Consider the following 19,371-nt stretch of genomic DNA (forward strand, 5'->3'; position numbering starts at 1 on the left):
ATGCTGACCGGGAGTGCCAAGATGGACAATTCAAAAAATCAACTAGATGAATTCAATCACAATGACCAAGAGCTGCCCTCAGGCAATGAGGGTTTGCTGGTTCAGCAATCAGAATTGTTGCCAGGCGACATATTGTTGTATGTCTCCAAGCGCTCTAAACCACATCATTGGACGATATCTAGCGTGACCGACAGTCCCTACACTCACGCTTCGATATATATAGGGGACGGACTTGTCGCGGAGTCCAACCCCCTGAACGGCGTCAGCAAGTGTGACGTTCAGTCATCAATTCGAAAATCAAAGTGCGTAGCCGTGTTGAGAACCCAAATGGGTTTCGGCCTAGATAGGCAAACTTTGTTAAAAAATTTCGTAGACGAAGTTGTCGATAAGGGCAATCTATACGACTTTTCTGTTGTTGCATTCGCACTCACAAAAGCGGAACACACTAAGAACTTAATGAGCCAGATAAAAGAGAATTACGGTCGCGTGACCTCAGCCGATGACTTCGCACAGCAGCAGTACTTCTGTTCATCGTTCGTGGTTGCCTGCTACACGATAACCAATGTAATCGACGGCACTGCACAAATCCTTTATCAGCCGAATGCCTACTCACCTGGAGACCTCTATCGAGACGCGACTTTTGGCTGGTTACTCGGCTATTTGCTTCCGGAAGGAGGCGCGATTCTGGAAGATGATCCAATAAAAAATCATACCGCTCTGTGGAAGGATAACTTAGATTGTAGGTGGTGGAGCTAGGCGGACATCGTTGTTTTTTCACGCTTTTGATTATCAGACAGCGCCATTTACTTGGCGATCTCAGAAGGGCACTCAGTTTTTTGGCATAATAAGACGCGATCTATCCCTATAACAGCTTGATGAGCTCGGATACTTTCATCTTCTAGCCACACTCCACTCTGGACAGATGCTGGAAGGACTACGTCGTAATATTCAGAAGACATGTTTTCACATACCACACACCCAGAAACAAGTATGGCCACGATAAGAGCAATGCCTGAAGCAAAAAAATATTCTAAAAAATTCATTCACCCATAATAGCACGAATTTTCCAATCGGGTTTGAGAATTTGGATAAAGCGCATCAATTTTAGGATGGTCCAGCGAAGATATGCGTGCGAAAATCAAGAATTTCGCACGCTTAATCTAATTGACATAAATCAATTACTTGGCGCGTGCATAAGTCGCGTGCAATAATCAACGTTTAAAAACGCTCGTAATGTCAGTTTTTTTAGAGGAGAGTTTTTGCTGGCCTCCATAAAATGATACCTATACATCTTTTTACCTTTTTCCACATCCAACATTGTGTTGGAGCGGTGTATAGGGTCTATGGAGAATATCCAATGAACTTCATCAAGAATATCGCCGTTGTCTCTATCCTTTCCCTGTTCGTCGGTTCGTCGGTTTACGCAGACGACACGATGATTGGAGGAATGACCGAGGAGGAATTCCTCGCGGAAATTGCCGAAATTGAACGAGAATTGAAAATTTTCGAAGACATCCTCAATGATCTGGACGCAGTAATTGAGGAGCTTGAAAAAGGCTCGGATCAAATTAGCAAGACTCTTCTTTCTGAAGACGTATAATCGAGAAAGCCCTCCTACCGGAGGGCTTTCATTTTTAATCTGGTGACAGTTCTAGCTCTATCGTTCCACTATAAATTCCAGCAGGCATGCCATCTAAGGCGCTGCGAAATATCACTGTCCGTATAAAATGGGTATCTCCACTTAAGTTACAGTCCTGCTGTCCCGATGGATAGCTTCCAGCATCGAATACGATTTCCTTAAAGCCATCACCAGCGTCAATCGCGCGCCAAGTGCCGCTTGAGCTTGCGCGTATTGCGACTGCAACAGGTATTTCGTTTCCGAGGCCATCTTCTACGGCGAAATACGCAGACTGCGAACTGTGCTGACTACTACCTCCCGTGTTTCGAATAAATGCGCGGTTGTCACCATCTGCTTGGGTGTAGATGCAGACGCCTTCTATTGATAGCTTTTCAGAAGCAAAATCATCTTCGCCAAAAGCAGTATCGACCACGCCAGTCGCGGAGATGCACTTGTCACTAACCGGATCGCTACATTGACCAACCGATGCGAAAGGAGTCATGCAGAAAAATAGCGCAGCAAATATCTGAGGGCAATATGTAGGGTCTCTTGCTAATCTCATGATCAATACTTTTTCCGTACATAATACACTAAGCTCAATATCAATTCACTATTTATGTGCGGTATCGAAGTATATTTGATATATTTCGGACATGGTAATGATTGGATATGCAAGAGTTTCTACGTCCGGGCAAAGTCTCGAAGTGCAAATTGAAAAGCTAGAATCTTCTGGTTGCGATTTCATATATCAGGAGAAGGAAAGCGGTTCAAAGCGTGACAGGGACAAGTTAACCGCTTGTTTAGCGAAGTTGCATAAGGAAGATGTACTGGTTGTCACCCGGCTTGATCGGCTGGCGAGGTCCACGCGTGATCTTTTGGACATTGTAGCGCAGATCGAAAGCAAGGGCGCTCGCCTTCGCTCGCTGTCAGAGGCATGGGCAGACACAACAACGCCAGCAGGAAAGCTGATCCTTACTGTTCTCGGGGGACTTGCTGAGTTTGAGCGTTCATTAATCGCTGAGCGCACTTCTGAGGGACGGGAACGCGCCAGGAGGGCTGGCAGACGATTGGGGCGACCGCCCAGCCTTACATCGCACCAGAAATCACTTGTCAGACAGTGGCGTGGCCAAGGCCAGACAAATGCTGATATTGCCCGCGCTCTAGGCGTTTCGCGCTCCACGATCTCCAGAATTTAATGGTTGGTTATCTGCCGAACCACTTGCGGTCAGATGGCGAGGGATAAGATGTTCCCAATTTCGGTTACCAATTATGACCGTCATCGAAAGTGCATCTGTTGCCGTCCCAGTACCATGGTCTTGTACAAGTGTTGCCAGTTGGTCGTGCGGCAATGAGCTCAAGAAGCGCTTCTAAATCTTCAATTCGCTCCGCGTGATTTCCAACCGCTGTCTCCAGTTCGGAAATGCGTCCACTTGCATGATCAGAGAAACTTTCCATCATCGTACGCAAACTTTGTATCTGGGCAGCGAGCCCACTTGTTGACGCACTCGCTTGTGCATGCGCGCCAGGGGAGGACAATGTCAGTATTGTGAATGTCACAGACATCGCCAGTTTGGCAAGCTTCGCCGTTGAGGCCCTGATTTCCGATTGGCCCTTACTTTCGCAATATTCCATGAGTTTTGGTATTTCAAACTGCACTATGTCCCACATGGCGACGCTTGCTTTTACGTTGCTCATCCCAGCGCGCTGTGACATCAGTCCTTGTATTTTGGGAATGGCGGGCAAAATCTCTAGATTTTTTTGTGTTTTTCTTAAATCGCGGGCGGTTTCAAAAATAAGGTAAAGTAAAATTTCCGCAGTGTCGGCTTTTTGATAGTTCTGACTAAAGAGGTACTTGCTTCCACCTTTGCAGATTTCCTGCAATTGTTCGCACAAGGCGTTTATCTTCACCAGATATCTTGCAACTATTACATTGTCTTTTGTTGTTATCTCCACTGTCGGTCTTTCTTTTTGATTTATATTGCCTATCGGCCAGTCCACGAAATCGTAACTTCACCATCCTGTTCAGTGGCAGCCCCAAGAATAGACATTGCGTTGGTGATGTTGCTTAGGCCAGAATTCAGATAGCCACCACCACCTGATCCACTCGCCGCCGAGTTGACGTCACCGCCGCCAGCGCCACCGCCATATCCGCCTCCACCTGCACCGCCATGATAACCAGTGCCTGTGGAGCTACAGTATCCTCCGGCACCACCTCCACCAGCGATTTTGAAGAGGGGGATACCGACACCGCCTGTTCCGTTTGAACGGGTGCCAGGGGCACTTAGGCCACTCCCGCCATTCGAGCCACCGTCGCCCGCGCCATATGAGTAGTTATTTGGCGCATCGGCACCCTGGTTATTTCCACCACCAGGCGCAGCCGCAGCTCCTACGCCAGGTCCTCCCGGTGCACCGCCGCTTCCACCGTCTCCGCCGGTTCCGCCTGCGCCTCCACCGCCGCCGCCGCCAGCAATAGCGAGAATAGTTGTACCGAAACGCACAGCTGACGCGCCGCCGCCGCCACCGCCGTAATAACTACTGTAAACACAGCCTCCTGCGCCGCCACCCACTCCGCCATTGGGCCCGGATGCGCCTCCACCGACGAAAATGCCGAGTGTTCCCGTGCTGGATGGTACAAAGTTAAATGCTACACCGCCGCCGCGACCTCCTACGCCACCATACCGCTGTTGGCCGCTGTACATACGCTTGCCTCCGCCACCGCCTTTGAGACTGATCGAGAAGATGCAGTGATCGACCATGTTTTGCGTGATCGATATGCTCGACTCGCCCGGCGCGGTGAAATCCATGTTGCCTTCGACGCACTCAGAAGCCTCTCCGCCCGCTCCAGAAGCGCGTAGCATTTCCCATTGAGACGCAGTTGCCACCAAGTCCAGGACGCCGCCTTGGAAGCTGATTGGGCGGCTCGCTGTGCCTTCAATCGTATCGCTGCCCGAAGCTTCGACGGTTACGTTCCCAAACGCCTTGCGCTTGATGTATACGCGGAACCCTTCGTTCACCGATGAGAGGCTCGGTAGGGTCGCCGTTGCGCTATCGTTGACGAGGAAGAGATAGTTTGCGTGGCTAGAACTAATCGTGAAATCACTCGACTGATCCACAACGGTTAAGTCGCCGCCACCACCACCTGATGCGACGCCTTCAAATGGCGACCATGCACTGCCGTCACAGTATTCCCAGTCCGGGCTTGCGCCTGTATAGCGGATTGTTCCAGCTTTGGTTGCGGTACAGGCGTCGGTATCATTTCCAATTTGTACGCCGCCCGCGACGTGTAGGGTTGAAGCGGGGTTATCAGTACCAACCCCTACCTTTCCATCTGTGGTAATCACTACATGCTGTGTAGAGACTCCTGCGGCAGAGGTGGTTGATAACCCTAGACTGGATGCTCCGCCACCTGAACCTACAACGCCGCGTAGAGGAGTGTTTGGATCAAATCCCAGGTAAACGCCGTCATAGGTTGGTTTATTGGCGACAGCCGCTGTAACGACTTGGAAGTTCGAGAAGGTGTATCCCCCATCTCTCACTAGCAAAGGCACCAGTGATGATGCGTCACCAATCCCAACATAGCCGTTTGCGCCAATGTGAATACCTTCACTGTCACCATCGCCGCTGAGATAATTTCCGTTCAACGAAATGTTTTGTGTCGCGATGTGGTCGCCAAGATTGTCAGAACCACCAACTGTGGCCCAAGAGCTTCCGTTGCATAGAGTTAGCGATCCAGCGGCGTATCGAAGCGCCCCGCTCTTCGCTGATGTACATGCTGTGCTGTCTGACGCGAGTTGAATATCACCTCCAATGTGCAGGGATGAGGAAGGGCTTGTTACGCCTGCAACGCCAACGCTGCCCTTGAGTAGGGTTTTGGTGATGTTGTCATTGCCAAGTACAACAGTGTTAGAACCGGCACCGGTAGCTCCATAGCCGATGACAATCTCATTTGTTCCATCAGTTGCCAGTGATTTGCTGTATGAACCCAAGAAAATACTCTTGCTCGGAGTTCTATTGTAAGTAACCATATTCGCGGCCACACGGCCTGATCCATTGCCCAGTGCTATGTTGTGGCTTCCGGTAGTATTGGACTTAAGAGAGTCGTAGCCGTGCGCAATATTATCTGTACCGGTGGTATTTGAATACAAAGCATTTGGACCGTGGGCAATGTTATTGTTCCCACTTGTGTTGTTTTGTAAGGACTGAATGCCTAAGGAGATATTGCTATCTCCATCAATATTGGAGGAAAGGGCTCGCATTCCTAGAGAAATATTATAACTTCCACTTGTGTTCGCGAATAGCGAGTGAAAGCCTTCTGCTATGTTGTTGCTTCCACTTGTGTTGGAATAAAGTGCCTGATATCCCTGAGCTATGTTGCCGCTACCAGTGGTATTGAAATATAGTGCTTTGTAGCCCAAACCAATGTTAGTTCCACCTGAAGTGTTGGAATTCAGCGTCTGATACCCAATCCCAACATTATTATTGTTGGTTAGGTCATCGCTTACCCCGGTGCCATTTCCCAGATACAGGCTGGTATCCGAATGAATGGCGTCCGTTAGGTCGTTAATCGCGATGACCGCTTCACCACCAACAGCGCCCCAAGAGGTGCCGTTACACAAACTTAGAGACCCTGCCTCGTATCGGAGTGCCCCGCTCTTTGCTGATGTACATGCTGTGCTGTCTGACGCGAGCTGAATGTCGCCTCCAACGTGGAGGGAAGAAGCTGGGGCCGTTACGCCTGCAACGCCAACGCTGCCCTTGAGTAGGGTTTTGGTGATGTCGTCATTCCCAAGCACAACAGAATTACTTCCCCCGCCAATTGCGCTATGCCCAATAACGATTTCATTCGCACCATTCGCTGCGAGCGCTCGCGTTTGGGCACCAATGAATAAACTGTTTTGGGAGTTTCTGTTGATGCTTGAGCCGTCAGCGAGATATCCTCCCGCCTGGTAACCAGTTGCAATATTGTTGCTTCCACCTTGATTTCCCAACAGCGCCAGATAGCCAGTTGCGACATTATTGCTTCCACTTTGATTTGAATATAGTGCTTGATAACCGTTCGCGACATTCTTCTCCCCTGTACTATTGAAGGCCAATGAAGCGGTTCCTATTGCGACATTATATAAAGGTGTACTTCCAAAGTCAGACGCTCCTGAAAATGATCCGAAATATAGGCTTTGACCGACGTACTTAGCATCGCTAAGGTCGTTGATCGCGATGACTGTTCCACCACCAACGGAGCCCCACGCGGTGCCATTGCACAAACTTAGCGATCCAGCTTCGTATCGAAGCGCGCCACTCTTCGCTGCCGTACATGCTGTACTGTCTGAGGCGATTTGAACGTCGCCTCCAACGTGGAGGGTTGAGGCGGGGGTTGTTACGCCTGCAACACCGACGCTGCCCTTGAGTAGGGTTTTGGTGATGTCGTCATTACCAAGAACTACGGAATTACTTCCCGCGCCAATTGCGCCGAATCCGATCACAGTGGAATTAACATCTGATGTTGAATTTGAGCGCGTTTCAGCGCCTAAAAATATGGATTGATTTGATGAAGTATTCGGAAATCCGGACTCATTATAGTAACCAGCCAAAAATCCCATGGCTACGTTTTTTTCACCTGTTGTGTTGCCACTCAAGGCTGACTTCCCTATCGCCGAGTTAGAATGCCCGCTTGTATTGGCATATAGAGCATCGGACCCCAGTGATGTATTTTGATAGCCAGTACTAGTGTTGGCCATTGCGTATCTGCCGAATGCTGTGTTGGAAAAACCTGTGGTGTGCACCCTAAGCGCGCCCGCACCAACTGCCGTATTTGCTGGTCCAGTCGTGTTTTGTTGAAGCGCCTCGTGTCCTATTGCGACATTGAAATTGCCATTATTCTTCCAAAGAGCTTTATATCCAACGCCTACATTGTTCCGTCCAGTTGTGTTCGTGTTTAAGCTTAATACCCCGGTTCCAACATTGAAACGATCTGTTGTTCCTGGGTCTGAAACGCCTGAGTTTTCCCCTAGATAGACACTTTGGCCGACGTACCTTGCGTCCGCGAGATCGTTAATTTCGTTCACACTGCCCATCGGTAGCCAAGCCGAGCCATCACAAAACTCAAGGCTGCCCGATCCATAATGCAGGCTACCCTCTCGCGCTGCATCACATGTAACAACTGTACCACCGAGTTGCAGGTTTCCGATGACATGTAGTGTGCTCGACGGAAACGCCGTACCGAGACCGACATGACCAGTGCTGAAATCGCCCTGGATCATAGGTCCACTGCCAACGCCGTCTTGTTTCAAAATGAATTGATTGGCGCGGGTATTGTCTACACCCGCTCGGTAACCAATGGCAACAACGTTGTCACCTGTGTTTCCGCGTCCGGCATAAGCGCCAATTGAAATGTTGCGAGCACCGGCATTCAGCGACCCCGCCCAATATCCCATTGCGATTTGATGGTAATTGCTATTTTGCGAACCCGCTCCATAGCCCACGGCGGACTGACCTAATCCGGTGTTTTGGTACCCAGAATAGTTGCCAAATGCTGCCTGCTGGTTTGCAGTATTTTCAGCGCCTGCCATCATTCCAAAAACAGACTGACGCGCGCCTGAGCTTCCAAACCCGGCCTTGGCCCCAAAAGCTGATTGACTGAAAGCCGCTGTCGAACTTGTTCCAGCCAATTTGCCGACGACCGTCGAGTCCGCACCGCCTGCCAGTGCATCCAGACCCAATACGGTCGTGCTCACACCGGTACCTTCGCTTAGGAAGTTCTGACCACTGATCGTAAGAGCGTGACCCGCAAGCTCGATATCCTGTGTTGCGATGTGATCCCCTAGGTTGTCAGAGCCGCCGACTTCGCCCCAGACAGAGCCATCGCAGATCGTTAGCGCGCCAGTGTCGTAGCGCAGCGCACCGCTCTTAGATGCTGTACATACTGAGCTGTCAGAACCTAGTTGAATGTCGCCATGAACGTGAAGTGTAGAGGCACCATCGTCGGAACCGATGTAAACATTCCCACCTTTAAAGAAGCTGCGTCCGTCTGAACGAATTTCGGTGTTGAGATCACCGTTGCTAGCGTAGAAGCTCGCTAGCCCACTACCGCTGGTGTTGAGGCGCAACCTGACCGCTGTGCGATCATTATCTGCTTGATCACGGATCGTCAGACCATTGTTGGCAAGGCGCTGCGCAATGACACTGACATCGCCCGCAGCCCCGCTGACATCAAAGGCAGCTTGACCAACCACGTGGAGAGTTTTTGACGGGTCTTCGGTGCCAATACCCACCTTACCATTAGCGGCAATCACAACATGCTGTGTAGGGATATTAGACCCGTCAGTTGTTGAGAATCCTAGGCTTGACGATGCCCCGCCTGAACCAATCACGGCTCGACGAGTGTTCGTACTATCATAGCCTAAGTATACACCATCGTAGGATGTTGTATCGCTCACTGCTGCCGCAACGACTTGGAAGTTTGATAGTGAGTATCCCTCACCACTGACAAGAAGGGGTGCAAGAGACAGCGAATTGCCAATCCCAACATGGCCGTTTGCGCCAATGTGAATACCTTCACTGTCACCATCGCCGCTGAGATAATTTCCATTTAACGAAATGTTTTGTGTGGCGTTGTGGTCTCCGAGGTTATCGGCTCCGGAAGATGCGATATCGATCCATGCCGAGCCGTTACACAGCTCAATAATTCCACTGTTATAGCGGATGGCACCTTCTTTGATTGGTATGCGTCCGTTGAAACTGCTCTGACGGTGTCGGTCTGCTACCGATAATGTCCATGATCGGTAATGGACATCTTGAGGCACTCCATGGCGGGAAAGAAAGGGCAGAAGAAGCGGTTCTGGTCTGACGAGGAGAAACGCAGGATCTGTGGGCAGGCGCGCGCGCCTGGCGTTTCCGTGGCGCAGGTTGCACGTCGCTATGCGATGAATTCGAACCTGCTCTTCACATGGCTGAGGGATCCGCGTTTCGCGTCGGCCGACCACGAAATCTCCAGCGATCCCGGGGATGGCGATCTCTTCCTGCCGGTTGAAATCACCGAATTTGCCACCGAGCCTGACCCGCGAGCTGACCTTGCCGGGACATCGCGTTCGACAGATGCCCGTGTTCTCGCGCAGCGGGTCGATATAACGCTCTCGGACGGGCGACGGGTCGTGGTGGAAGGGCCAACGGCATTGTCGGCGGTTCTCGGGCTGGTGAAGGGCCTGATGGCATGATCCCGGTTCCGAGCAATACGCGGGTCTGGCTGGCTGCCGGGGTCACGGATATGCGACGGGGGTTCAATACGCTTGCGGCGCAGGCCGAGAAGACGCTTGAGGAGGACCCGTATTCCGGCCACCTGTTTGTGTTCCGCGGTCGCCGGGGCGATCTGTTGAAAATCATATGGTGGGACGCGCAAGGCGCATGCCTGTTCTCGAAACGCCTAGAGCGCGGGCGCTTCGTCTGGCCTGCCGCCAAGGACGGCAAGGTTAGTCTCAGCCCATCGCAATTGTCGATGCTTCTGGAAGGCATTGACTGGCGCATGCCGCAGAAGACGTGGCGCCCTCTTACCACTGGAAACTTTCCATAGAATCCAACATCATAACCTTCACTTGCGCGCGGCTAACCGGTATAAATCCAGCAATGCTGGAGACGCCTCAATCCCTTCCTTCCGATCCCGATGAGCTCCGCGCCCTCGCGGCGCAGCTGCGCGATCTGGCCAAGTCCCAGGCATTGAAGATTGAGCAGCTCGAACACCAGCTGGCCGGTCATCGCAAGGCGCGGTTCGGAGCCAAGTCGGAAAGCTTGGATCAACTGGCATTCGACCTTCACGAGGACGCCGAGATCGCCACAGCCGCTGCGGCCCAGCAGGAGGAACCCAGTCAGGGCGGTGGGAAGGTCGATGCGGGAAAGCGCAAGCACAGCCGTGCCCCGCTGCCCGACCACCTGGAGCGGCAGTCCGAGGTCCTATCCCCGGGCGAGACCTGTTCCGACTGCGGCGGACCCTTGCGGGCCCTTGGCGAGGATGTGACGCAAGAGCTGGAATACATTCCGGGGCGGTTCGTGGTCCGCGAAATCGTGCGCCCGCGCATGGCCTGCAAATGCTGCGAGACATTCGTGCAAGCGCCGCTGCCGAGCCGCCCGATCGAGCGCGGGCGCGCTGGCCCCGGTCTGTTGGCGCATGTGTTGGTCGGCAAGTATTGTGATCATCTGCCGCTCTACCGGCAGTCCGAAATTTACGCCCGCGAGAAGGTAAATCTTCACCGGTCGACGCTGACTGATTGGGTTGGGCGATCGACGGCACTCTTGGCACCTCTGGCCGACCACATCGGCAAGCTGGTAGCGGCCGGGCCCGCGCTCTTCGCCGATGATACCCCCGTCAAGATGCAGACCGGGGGCAAGACGGGCAAAGCCCAGACCGCGCGGATGTGGAGTTATGTCCGGGACGAGCGGCCTTGGTGCGGCCAGGCCCCGCCCTGCGCGTGGTACCAGTTCAGCGTGGATCGCAAAGGCAAACATCCCGCCGCACATCTCGCGGCGTACAAGGGCACCGTACATGCCGACGGGTTCACCGGCTTCAACGGGTTGTTCGGCGAGGGTTTGGCCAGCGAACAAGCCTGCATGGTGCATGTGCGGCGCAAGTTCGTGGATGTCTTTGAACGAAACGGCTCCACCATCGCGAAGGAAACCATCAAACGGATCTCCAGGCTCTATGCCGTCGAAAAAGATGCACGGTACAAGCCGCCCGAAGAACGTGTCGCCCTGCGACAGACCAGGGCCAAGCCCATCTTCGACGACCTGGAGGCCTGGCTAAAGAGCCAACTGCCGAAAATCTCGGGGAAAACCAAACTGGCTGAGACCATCCGGTATGCGCTCAGCCGCATGCCCAAGGCACGGGCCTATCTGGAAAACGGCCAGTTGGAATTGGACAACAACATCTGCGAGCGGTCAATCAGGCCGCTGACTCTCGGGCGGAAGAATTATCTGTTCATGGGGTCCGAAGGCGGCGGCAAGGCCGCGGCGATTGCCTACACTCTCATCGAGACAGCCCGCATGAACCGCGTCGATCCGGAAGCCTGGCTGACTTGGGTGCTAACCCACATCGCCGATCACAAGATCAACCGCATCGACGAACTTGCGCCCTGGAATTGGCAGCCAACTTGATGTCAACGGCGGTCACGCCGGACGGATACTTTGATTGTATCACATGCGACACCCTCAGAGCTTAGTTGGATATCCCCCAATACGTGAAGGCTAGAAGATGGAGATAATGTAGATATGCCAACATTGGTTCCAATAGCGTGCGTTCCCTTAATTTGAACAGTGTCATTCCCATCGCCAATGTTGATTGTATTGGCTCCGCCTGTGTAAATCGTTGCGCTTTCTCTGAATTTCAAATCACCTAACAGGTCAATTCCTGACGCGGGCGGTGGGAAGTTGTGGCCAATCGACATTCCGAAGCCGCTTCTCACTCGTACACCGCCCTTGATATCTACCAAGGCATCATTCGAAGGTGCGACATTCACACCTATCGGTCCGACGATTGTATCGCTTACATCGCTTCTGACAAACTGTGTGCTATTTAGTCCATCGATCGTACCAGAGTTTCCTGCGCCGCTTAAAAGAGCTTCATCTACATAATTTTTGGTGGCCGCGTCTTGAGCGTTTACAGGGTCTTTTAGTGCAGTGATGGCGAACGTTGCCAAATCCAAGTCTTGCGTTGCTGTATGATTGCCTAAATTATCGGCACCTGTCGCCGCAATATCCGTCCAGGAACTTCCGTCACAGAGTTCGATGATTCCAGAGGTGTAGCGAATTGCGCCTTCTTTGCTTGCCTCACAGGCCACACCTTCAGACCCAAGCTGAATGTCTCCTGCTACATGCATTGTGCTCGATGGACCTTCAGTCCCAATACCGACTTTACCATCCGTGGTAATCACAACATGCTGTGTGGAGACGCCTGCGGCAGAGGTGGTTGATAACCCTAGACTGGATGCTCCGCCACCTGAACCTACAACACCACGTAGCGGAGTATCGGGATCGTATCCCAAGTACACGCCATCGTATGTTTGCTTATTAGCCACAGCTGCTGCAACGACTTGAAAGTTCGAGGAGAAGGTGTACCCCGCATCTCTCACTAGCAAAGGCACAAGTGACGATGTGTCACCAATCCCAACATAGCCGTTTGCGCCAATATGAATCCCTTCACTGTCACCATCGCCGCTGAGGTAATTTCCGTTCAATGAAATATTTTGTGTCGCGATATGGTCTCCTAGGGTCAGGACTCATAGCCAGTAAATGACGAGCGCTGCGAGTGCGATGGCTGACAGGAAGACCTTTGGGCACCTGTCGTAGCGGGTTGCGACACGTCGCCAATCCTTGAGCCTTCCGAACATGATCTCGATCCGGTTTCGGCGTTTATAGCGACGCTTGTCGTACTTTACCGTTTTCTTCCGCTGTTTTCGGCCAGGGATGCAGGCGCGTATCCCTTTGTCTTTCAACGCTTCCCGAAACCAATCAGCGTCATAGCCACGATCTCCAAGCAGCCAGTCCACCTTGGGCAAACTGCTCACCATGGCGCGGGCACCGATGTAATCGCTGACCTGTCCTGCGGTCACGAACAGGTTCAGTGGGCGTCCTTGGCTGTCGCAAATGGCGTGCAATTTGGTATTCATGCCGCCCTTCGTCCGACCAATCAGGCGTCCACGCCCCCCTTTTTGACGCCCAAACTGGTCGCTGTCCGGTGTGCTTTGAGGTAGGTCGCATCGATCATCACAGTCTTCTCTTCGCCGTGTTCGGCAGCCAGACCCACCATCATCCGGGCGAAGATGCCCTTGTCACTCCACCGCTTCCAGCGGTTGTAGAGCGTCTTGTGCGGGCCATAGGCCGCAGGGGCATCGCGCCAACGCAACCCATTGCGATTAATGAAGATAATACCGCTCAACACACGTCGATCATCGACGCGTGGCTTGCCATGGGACTTGGGAAAGAAGGGCTCAAGACGCGCCATCTGCGCGTCCGTAAGCCAGAATAGATCAGACATGTTACCGCTCGATTTTCGAACCGTGAATCACGCCGCTGGACGGAAATCAATGGGTCCTGACCCTAGGTTGTCGGCTCCGGTGGCAGCGACATCCGTCCAGGAAGTTCCGTCGCAGAGCTCGATAATTCCCGAGTTGTAGCGAATTGCGCCTTCTTTGCTTGCTGCACAGGCGACACCTTCAGAGCCAATCTGAATGTCGCCCGCTACATGCAATGTGCTCGATGGAGCTTCAGTCCCAACGACTAGTGTCTCTGATACATGTGCGTTGCCATTGACGCTGAATATTGCGTTGCTAGGAGCCCGCGTTTCTACCTGATTGGGGTTGGAATACCCAACACCTGTTTTTACTGGAAGAGCTACTTCCGGATTCATCTGTGCCATTTGAGATAGAAATGTTGGTTGATCATATTTCGTGTATAAACCTGCATACCCGGAACCAGAAAACTTCAGCTGACCCCATTGCCCAGTCGTTGAGCCTCCGAAATTTATTGGGCTGTATCCGGCCAAAGCGATTGGGCCATCAATTAAGAATGATCCATCGAGATGCACCGATGCGGAAGGCGACACAACACCAATTCCAACATTTCCATTTGGGTCAATTGAAATGCCCTCATTGTCACCATCGCCTGAAAGCCAATTTCCATTGAGGTCGATATTCTGCGTTGCAGTATGGTCTCCCAAGTTATCTGCGGCACCCGCTGCGGCTGTGGCTGCATCTACACAGGTCAGGTTAGCGCCATCGCCACTGAGGAGTTGGTCGGCTGTACAGGTCGGTAAGACCGCTTTCGCGAATTCTTCCACGGTTGGATCGGTTTCTGAAACACTCGCCACCCCGGCGGCAACTTCAGCATCCACGTACGCCTTTGTGGCCGCATCTTGAGCATTGACCGGATCATCCATTCCGATGATCCTAGACGAAGCCATATCCAAGGCTTGTGTCGCTGTATGGTCCCCAAGGTTATCAGCTGCGCCCGCTGCCGCTGTCGCTGCATCCACGCAGGTCAAGGTGGTACCGTCGCCGCTCAGGAGCTCGTCTACGGCACATGTTGGTAGGACGGCCTTGGCAAACTCTTCTACGGTTGGGTCAGTTTCCGAAACACTCGCCACGCCTGCTGCAACTTCGGCGTCCACATATGCTTTGGTCGCCGCATCCTGGGCATTGACCGGGTCATCCATGCCAATGATCCTGGACGAAGCCATGTTCAAGGCTTGTGTCGCTGTATGGTCCCCAAGGTTATCAGCTGCGCCCGCTGCCGCTGTCGCTGCATCCACGCAGGTCAAGGTGGCACCGTCGCCACTCAGAAGCTCATCAGCTGCACATGTTGGAAGGACTGCCTTGGCGAATTCCTCGACGGTTGGGTCGGTTTCCGAAACACTCGCTACACCTGCCGCAACTTCAGCATCCACATATGACTTTGTGGCCGCATCTTGGGCATTCGACGGGTTTCTCAAATCACCAATGCCGAAGGACGCCATGTTCAAATCTTGGGTTGCGATATGGCTACCCAAGTCATCAGCAGCTCCAGCAGCGGCAACCGCCGCGTCTACACAGGCGAATTCTAGCCCAGCACCGTCAGTAATACTGAGCACTTCATCTGACGCGCAGACAGGGAGAGCTCGCTTTGCAAAGGACATCGTGAGTGGATCAAGTTCCAAAAAACCACCTGACGTATCGGTTACGCACGAAAGTGATGTACCGTTCGATTTCAGGACCTGACCAACCCCACAGGTTGGTAGTACAGACTTCGCAAAGCTCTGGACAGTAGGGTCTGTTTCCACGCCTTCGCCGGAAATGGTCGTGCAAACCAGTCCATTTGAAGTGCCCGACAGCGCTTGTTTACTGCCGCAAACTGGAAGCTCCTCTTTAGCGAAGTCTTCTACCGTTGGATCAATTTCAGCCCCGGTGACAACCGCCGTTGAGTCTACGCAATACAGGCTTCTGCCATCCCCTTGCAGGAATTCTGTTGATCCACAGCTCGGAAGTGCTTCCTTTGCGAAGAGCTCGACTGTCGGATCGTCTTCTTGGATACATGCGAATGTTTCGCTGCCCGCATCCCATGAAATTTTCGTGCCGCTTTCCCCGCATCCAGGTAAGACTGAAAATGCATGCGGTTGAAGGCTATCCAAGACGTCTTGTTGCAATCCGTGCAATTGCTCCATGCGCGCACCCATCTTCGCATTTTGAAGCCCACGTCCTGAGCTTTCGACTGTAAACGTCGTTTGGGGAAAGGCAGGCGAAACCAAGCCAACTAAAAATGCAACGACCAAAAGTGCATAGCTTAGAATTAAATGTTTGCGCATAGAAAAAATCCCACCTTTTAAAAATTCCACAATTATTTATGTAGATTACCACTAATTTTCTTGCGAAAAAAATTAATTTAGATAATATGTGGGGGATTGCCCATTTCACAGTTTTCCAATGGGAAGGAGCAATCCCGGCCAGCCTCCCCGAGGCTGGCCACTTTGATTCATAGAATTGCTTGTGTGGGTAATGAGTTTTGTGGCCTACTATAAGTAAACGCCAAATCATGTAAGATGAGGCAAAGTCGTCACATCATCGCGTCGATATCGAACACAAATGTTCGAGAAAAAGCCGCCCTATTTATGGTAGGGCGGCTTTTTGCTTGGCTTCATGAAAGTGATTTTGCGTGTCAATAACAGCCTATGCTATTTACGGATGGGTAGCAGGTTTGACTTATGCATCCCTTATTTGTATCGCGACAAGTCTGATAAACACAAATTGGAAGGTTGTCATACCGGTAATCATTAAACGGCGCACCTCCTACCGAACAACTTGTGCCATAGGCACCACCGCTGCATGTGCGTGACGCATAGCTTCGCCATCCCGCATAGGCAGTAAAGCCAGGGGGACATGATTTTTTACCTGTGAACTTGCAAAAAAACTCTCCGGGTGAATTGGGGTCAGCATAAGGCATGCCACCATTCACAAGACACTCAGCACAGGAATTTTTCCCATTCACAAGCTGACCACTACAGGTCACTTTGCTCAAATCGCTCTGTCTGACACAACCATTTTTTTTGGCGCTGCCATGTGACGGCCAGTATATCTGGGGCTCTCCTGATGCTTTAAAACAAGCGCGGCGTTCAAGCTCCTGCTCTTCAAGGTCGGATATCTTTTCTTCAAGTGTTTTAATTCTTGGAGTGATGCTATCCGCGTAACTTTCCATGGAATTCCTCAAGCTCATTATTTTTACGTCTAATGCCTCCGCTTGTGCGCTAGCTTGGACTATTGGATGCGAAATCAAGATTGAGATAATAAAAAATTTTGCAGTCTTTGTGATCATTTTGCCCGTGGTGCTCCATTTTAATTAATTTCTTATAGGGATTTATGGAAATTAATAAATTGCATTGCGGGCTGTCAATTTATATTGTGCCACATTATTGGCGTTGTCAGGATGCTATTTGTCTATACTTGAGGTGCTAAATATAATTATTTGAAGGGGGAAGGTGTATTGCGGAGTATTTTTTGGGAATTGGCTATTTTTCTATGCGCGTTAATTGCGTGTGTTAATGTGAACGCGTCTGAGAAATTGTCACGTCAGATCAGTGCGCTTAGGGTTTCACTGGAAAGCTTCAATAATACTATGACCGTGAAGCTAGATGCTATGAACGGCCTTCTCAATGACGCGCTGGCGGACATCTCTGCGATGGAGAGTGTTCTCAATGCGACATCTAGATGCAGCGCGATTGGTGCGTTTTACGCTCCGCAATCGAAGAAATCTAATAAGCAGGGATGCCTCGATGCATCGTTTGCAACTTTTGATGATCAGCTTCTCAAGAAAAATGGCTACCATATGGTTGGTGATCTTATTATTCAGTGGGGAGTCTTCAATCACAACGGTCAAAACCAAGTTTACCATAAAGTGAAGTACCCCATACCCTTTCGGGAAAGGGTCTTTAATATTCAATCGTCAATAGGTCGCGAGTATGTCGTAAGTGGGACCAATAGCACTGCGATCAGAAATATTCGTTTGAAGAGTTTTGAAATCACAAGCGATCACTCCCGGCAGGCTGCGCAGGAAGATATTTATTGGCTTGCAATCGGAAAGTAATCAAAAAACAGCCCCGCCAAAATGGCGGGGCTGCCCTTTCCGGCTGCTACGGATTACAAACAATCAGTTCAATGGGGCCATACGCTGGCTTTCCACCCAACTTTCAAACGCCCTACGATCGATATATACCCGATTAGAGATTTTCACGATCGCAGAAGCGAGCCCGTTGCTCTCCGCATTGAAGATGTACCATCTGAGCTTTTGCTCTGTCAGGAACGGGGCTTCTTCAACAAGTTGCTTGACGGTCCGCAGGTCCTCATAGCTAGCCTTCATGAGCTAGTGTCCTTGAGTATGAAGAGATCAAGTTCACTAAACGCCTTGATCTTACCTGCTTGAACTGTGGGGGCAAGCCTAGGATCGGACTAGGTCACGCCTGCCTAGGCACTAGTTAGTGCATATTTGCAACGTAGTCTGTGGCTAGCTGTATGGCATCAGGGGTGTTTCGGGCGGATTTTGCCTTCGGATGTGACGCTTTCATGTTCAAATCAAAGAAAAAGGATTTGAATATGCCTGTGATCGTATTCGCCAATTCGAAAGGTGGTGTTGGAAAATCGACATCCGCTTTGGTCCTTTCCCAGGTCCTCGCAAAGCACCAGGCCAGCGTCAGCTTGATCGACGCTGACCCCAATCAGCCACTCTCAGACTGGGCGCGGCGCAGCGATGGACGACTGCCCCGCAACTTAACGCTGCTACCTAAGGTGACAGAAGACAGCATCATGGACGCGATTGATGACGCAGCCGAGCAGAGTGCATTTGTCGTTGTTGATCTGGAGGGAACAGCCAACCTCGCCATGTCCTATGCTATTGGGCGGGCTGATCTGGTCCTGGTGCCGATGCAGGGAAGCCAACTTGACGCTGATCAATCTCGTCGGGTGATCAACCTCATTCGGCGGGAAGAGAAAGCGTTTCGCCGTCATATCCCGTACGCGGTGTTCTTTACGCGAACGAGCGCCGCCATCAGGCCCAAAGACCTCACGCATATTAGCAGCGATCTCGAAGCGAGTGGTATCAACCGGATCAAAGTGGAGATGACAGAACGCGCTGCGTTTCGAACCATCATGCAGTTAGGTGGCTCCATCTACGACTTAGCTGGCAGCGAAGTATCCAATCCGCAGGCAGCTATCGAAAACGCAGAGGCTTTCACAAGAGAAGTCACGAACACAATCAAAATGAACGAAAAACAGGAGGTAGCAGCATGACACGTCAACGCCCCCAGACATTCACCGATGTGATACACGATCCCTTGGATGAACTCGCAGCAAGCAAACCAAAGCCCGCTCGTGAGCGGGTCTCTGAGAGCGAAGCGCAACGCCTTGCCGCTGAGAGTGGCTTTACGCCGCGTGGCGTCGCATTCGTAAAGTCCTTTGATGCCCGGAGCCTGCGATCAACTGATAGGACTGCGCAGTTGAACATCAGTGTGCGTCCTGAAACGAAGCGCCGCTTTTGGCAGTTTGCCCATGAGCATGGCTTTAAGGCTGGCGAGGACGCTTTGGTTGCGCTCCTAGAGATGGGCTCGCCGACAAAAGATGTGAACGGGCCTGCTGAGTGATGTTGCATGTTGTGGGGACTTGTTGACACTTTGTGCCCCTAAACTGCCCCTAAAACGAAAATCTGCCCCTGCGCTGAAAACCAAAAAAGCCCTTAAGTCTTTGCGACTTAAGGGC

Annotated in this window: 17 protein-coding genes; 9 read left to right on the forward strand and 8 right to left on the reverse strand. The window is 51.8% G+C overall.

The window, feature by feature from the left end:
* Positions 1-21 precede the first annotated feature (21 nt).
* Both AC5SSZ_RS08830 and AC5SSZ_RS08835 read left to right on the forward strand, forming a co-directional pair.
* Positions 22-756, forward strand: coding sequence for a YiiX/YebB-like N1pC/P60 family cysteine hydrolase (locus tag AC5SSZ_RS08830; protein WP_274840828.1), 735 nt, complete (start codon positions 22-24; stop codon positions 754-756).
* Positions 757-1,357: 601 nt separating this feature from the next.
* Positions 1,358-1,600, forward strand: a complete 243-nt coding sequence (locus AC5SSZ_RS08835; protein ID WP_274840827.1) for a hypothetical protein — start codon at positions 1,358-1,360, stop codon at positions 1,598-1,600.
* Positions 1,601-1,634: 34 nt separating this feature from the next.
* Here the strand turns inward: AC5SSZ_RS08835 and AC5SSZ_RS08840 are convergent, their stop codons facing one another.
* Complete coding sequence (locus tag AC5SSZ_RS08840; RefSeq protein ID WP_274840825.1) at positions 1,635-2,186, reverse strand: hypothetical protein; 552 nt, start codon at positions 2,184-2,186, stop codon at positions 1,635-1,637.
* A 91-nt stretch (positions 2,187-2,277) separates the two neighbouring features.
* Here AC5SSZ_RS08840 and AC5SSZ_RS08845 point away from each other — a divergent pair, with 91 nt between their 5' ends.
* Positions 2,278-2,814: a recombinase family protein gene (locus AC5SSZ_RS08845; RefSeq protein WP_274840824.1), complete on the forward strand. Its 537-nt coding sequence runs from the start codon at positions 2,278-2,280 to the stop codon at positions 2,812-2,814.
* Positions 2,815-2,878: 64 nt separating this feature from the next.
* Here AC5SSZ_RS08845 and AC5SSZ_RS08850 read toward each other — a convergent pair whose 3' ends face one another.
* Both AC5SSZ_RS08850 and AC5SSZ_RS08855 read right to left on the reverse strand, forming a co-directional pair.
* Entirely contained in the window at positions 2,879-3,616 is a 738-nt protein-coding gene (locus AC5SSZ_RS08850) for a hypothetical protein (protein ID WP_274840822.1), read from the reverse strand.
* The gene (locus AC5SSZ_RS08855; RefSeq protein ID WP_495437907.1) at positions 3,601-9,417 is read right to left on the reverse strand and encodes a beta strand repeat-containing protein; all 5,817 of its coding nucleotides are present in this window, start codon (positions 9,415-9,417) and stop codon (positions 3,601-3,603) included. The genes AC5SSZ_RS08850 and AC5SSZ_RS08855 overlap by 16 nt, the downstream gene beginning before the upstream one ends.
* Positions 9,418-9,420: 3 nt before the next feature.
* On the opposite strand from AC5SSZ_RS08855, the gene tnpA reads away from it, so the two are divergent.
* Genes tnpA through tnpC form a run of 3 tightly spaced genes read left to right on the forward strand, consistent with a single transcriptional unit; the run spans position 9,421 to position 11,755 of the window.
* Positions 9,421-9,828: an IS66-like element accessory protein TnpA gene (gene tnpA / locus AC5SSZ_RS08860; RefSeq protein WP_027234191.1), complete on the forward strand. Its 408-nt coding sequence runs from the start codon at positions 9,421-9,423 to the stop codon at positions 9,826-9,828.
* On the forward strand, positions 9,825-10,181 hold the full coding sequence (gene tnpB, locus AC5SSZ_RS08865; RefSeq protein ID WP_495437911.1) for an IS66 family insertion sequence element accessory protein TnpB: 357 nt from the start codon (positions 9,825-9,827) through the stop codon (positions 10,179-10,181). The genes tnpA and tnpB overlap by 4 nt, the downstream gene beginning before the upstream one ends.
* A gap of 53 nt (positions 10,182-10,234) precedes the next feature.
* Positions 10,235-11,755 (forward strand): IS66 family transposase, encoded by a 1,521-nt coding sequence (gene tnpC, locus AC5SSZ_RS08870; protein ID WP_495437913.1) that lies wholly within the window; start codon positions 10,235-10,237, stop codon positions 11,753-11,755.
* Positions 11,756-11,757: 2 nt separating this feature from the next.
* Here the strand turns inward: tnpC and AC5SSZ_RS08875 are convergent, their stop codons facing one another.
* From AC5SSZ_RS08875 to AC5SSZ_RS08890, 4 genes are all read right to left on the reverse strand, one after another.
* Positions 11,758-12,834: a hypothetical protein gene (locus AC5SSZ_RS08875; RefSeq protein ID WP_495437915.1), complete on the reverse strand. Its 1,077-nt coding sequence runs from the start codon at positions 12,832-12,834 to the stop codon at positions 11,758-11,760.
* A 42-nt stretch (positions 12,835-12,876) separates the two neighbouring features.
* Positions 12,877-13,634, reverse strand: a protein-coding gene (locus AC5SSZ_RS08880; RefSeq protein WP_495437918.1) for an IS5 family transposase whose coding sequence is annotated in 2 segments (ribosomal slippage) — positions 12,877-13,313 and positions 13,313-13,634 — 759 coding nt in all. Because the reading frame shifts where the segments join, the coding sequence is not laid out codon by codon here.
* A gap of 27 nt (positions 13,635-13,661) precedes the next feature.
* Entirely contained in the window at positions 13,662-15,935 is a 2,274-nt protein-coding gene (locus tag AC5SSZ_RS08885) for a hypothetical protein (protein WP_495437921.1), read from the reverse strand.
* Between the two features lie 350 nt (positions 15,936-16,285).
* Positions 16,286-16,939, reverse strand: coding sequence for a hypothetical protein (locus AC5SSZ_RS08890; protein ID WP_274841093.1), 654 nt, complete (start codon positions 16,937-16,939; stop codon positions 16,286-16,288).
* A gap of 321 nt (positions 16,940-17,260) precedes the next feature.
* Between AC5SSZ_RS08890 and AC5SSZ_RS08895 the strand changes: the two genes are divergently transcribed.
* The gene (locus AC5SSZ_RS08895; RefSeq protein WP_495437925.1) at positions 17,261-17,707 is read left to right on the forward strand and encodes a gp53-like domain-containing protein; all 447 of its coding nucleotides are present in this window, start codon (positions 17,261-17,263) and stop codon (positions 17,705-17,707) included.
* 63 nt (positions 17,708-17,770) lie between these two features.
* Here AC5SSZ_RS08895 and AC5SSZ_RS08900 read toward each other — a convergent pair whose 3' ends face one another.
* Positions 17,771-17,980 (reverse strand): DNA-binding protein, encoded by a 210-nt coding sequence (locus AC5SSZ_RS08900; RefSeq protein ID WP_274841091.1) that lies wholly within the window; start codon positions 17,978-17,980, stop codon positions 17,771-17,773.
* Positions 17,981-18,183: 203 nt separating this feature from the next.
* Between AC5SSZ_RS08900 and AC5SSZ_RS08905 the strand changes: the two genes are divergently transcribed.
* Both AC5SSZ_RS08905 and AC5SSZ_RS08910 read left to right on the forward strand, forming a co-directional pair.
* Positions 18,184-18,906, forward strand: a complete 723-nt coding sequence (locus AC5SSZ_RS08905; protein ID WP_274841090.1) for an AAA family ATPase — start codon at positions 18,184-18,186, stop codon at positions 18,904-18,906.
* Positions 18,903-19,256: a hypothetical protein gene (locus tag AC5SSZ_RS08910; protein WP_274841089.1), complete on the forward strand. Its 354-nt coding sequence runs from the start codon at positions 18,903-18,905 to the stop codon at positions 19,254-19,256. The genes AC5SSZ_RS08905 and AC5SSZ_RS08910 overlap by 4 nt, the downstream gene beginning before the upstream one ends.
* The last annotated feature ends 115 nt before the right edge of the window (positions 19,257-19,371 follow it).

Source organism: Phaeobacter sp. CC-HEC084 (assembly GCF_059429255.1).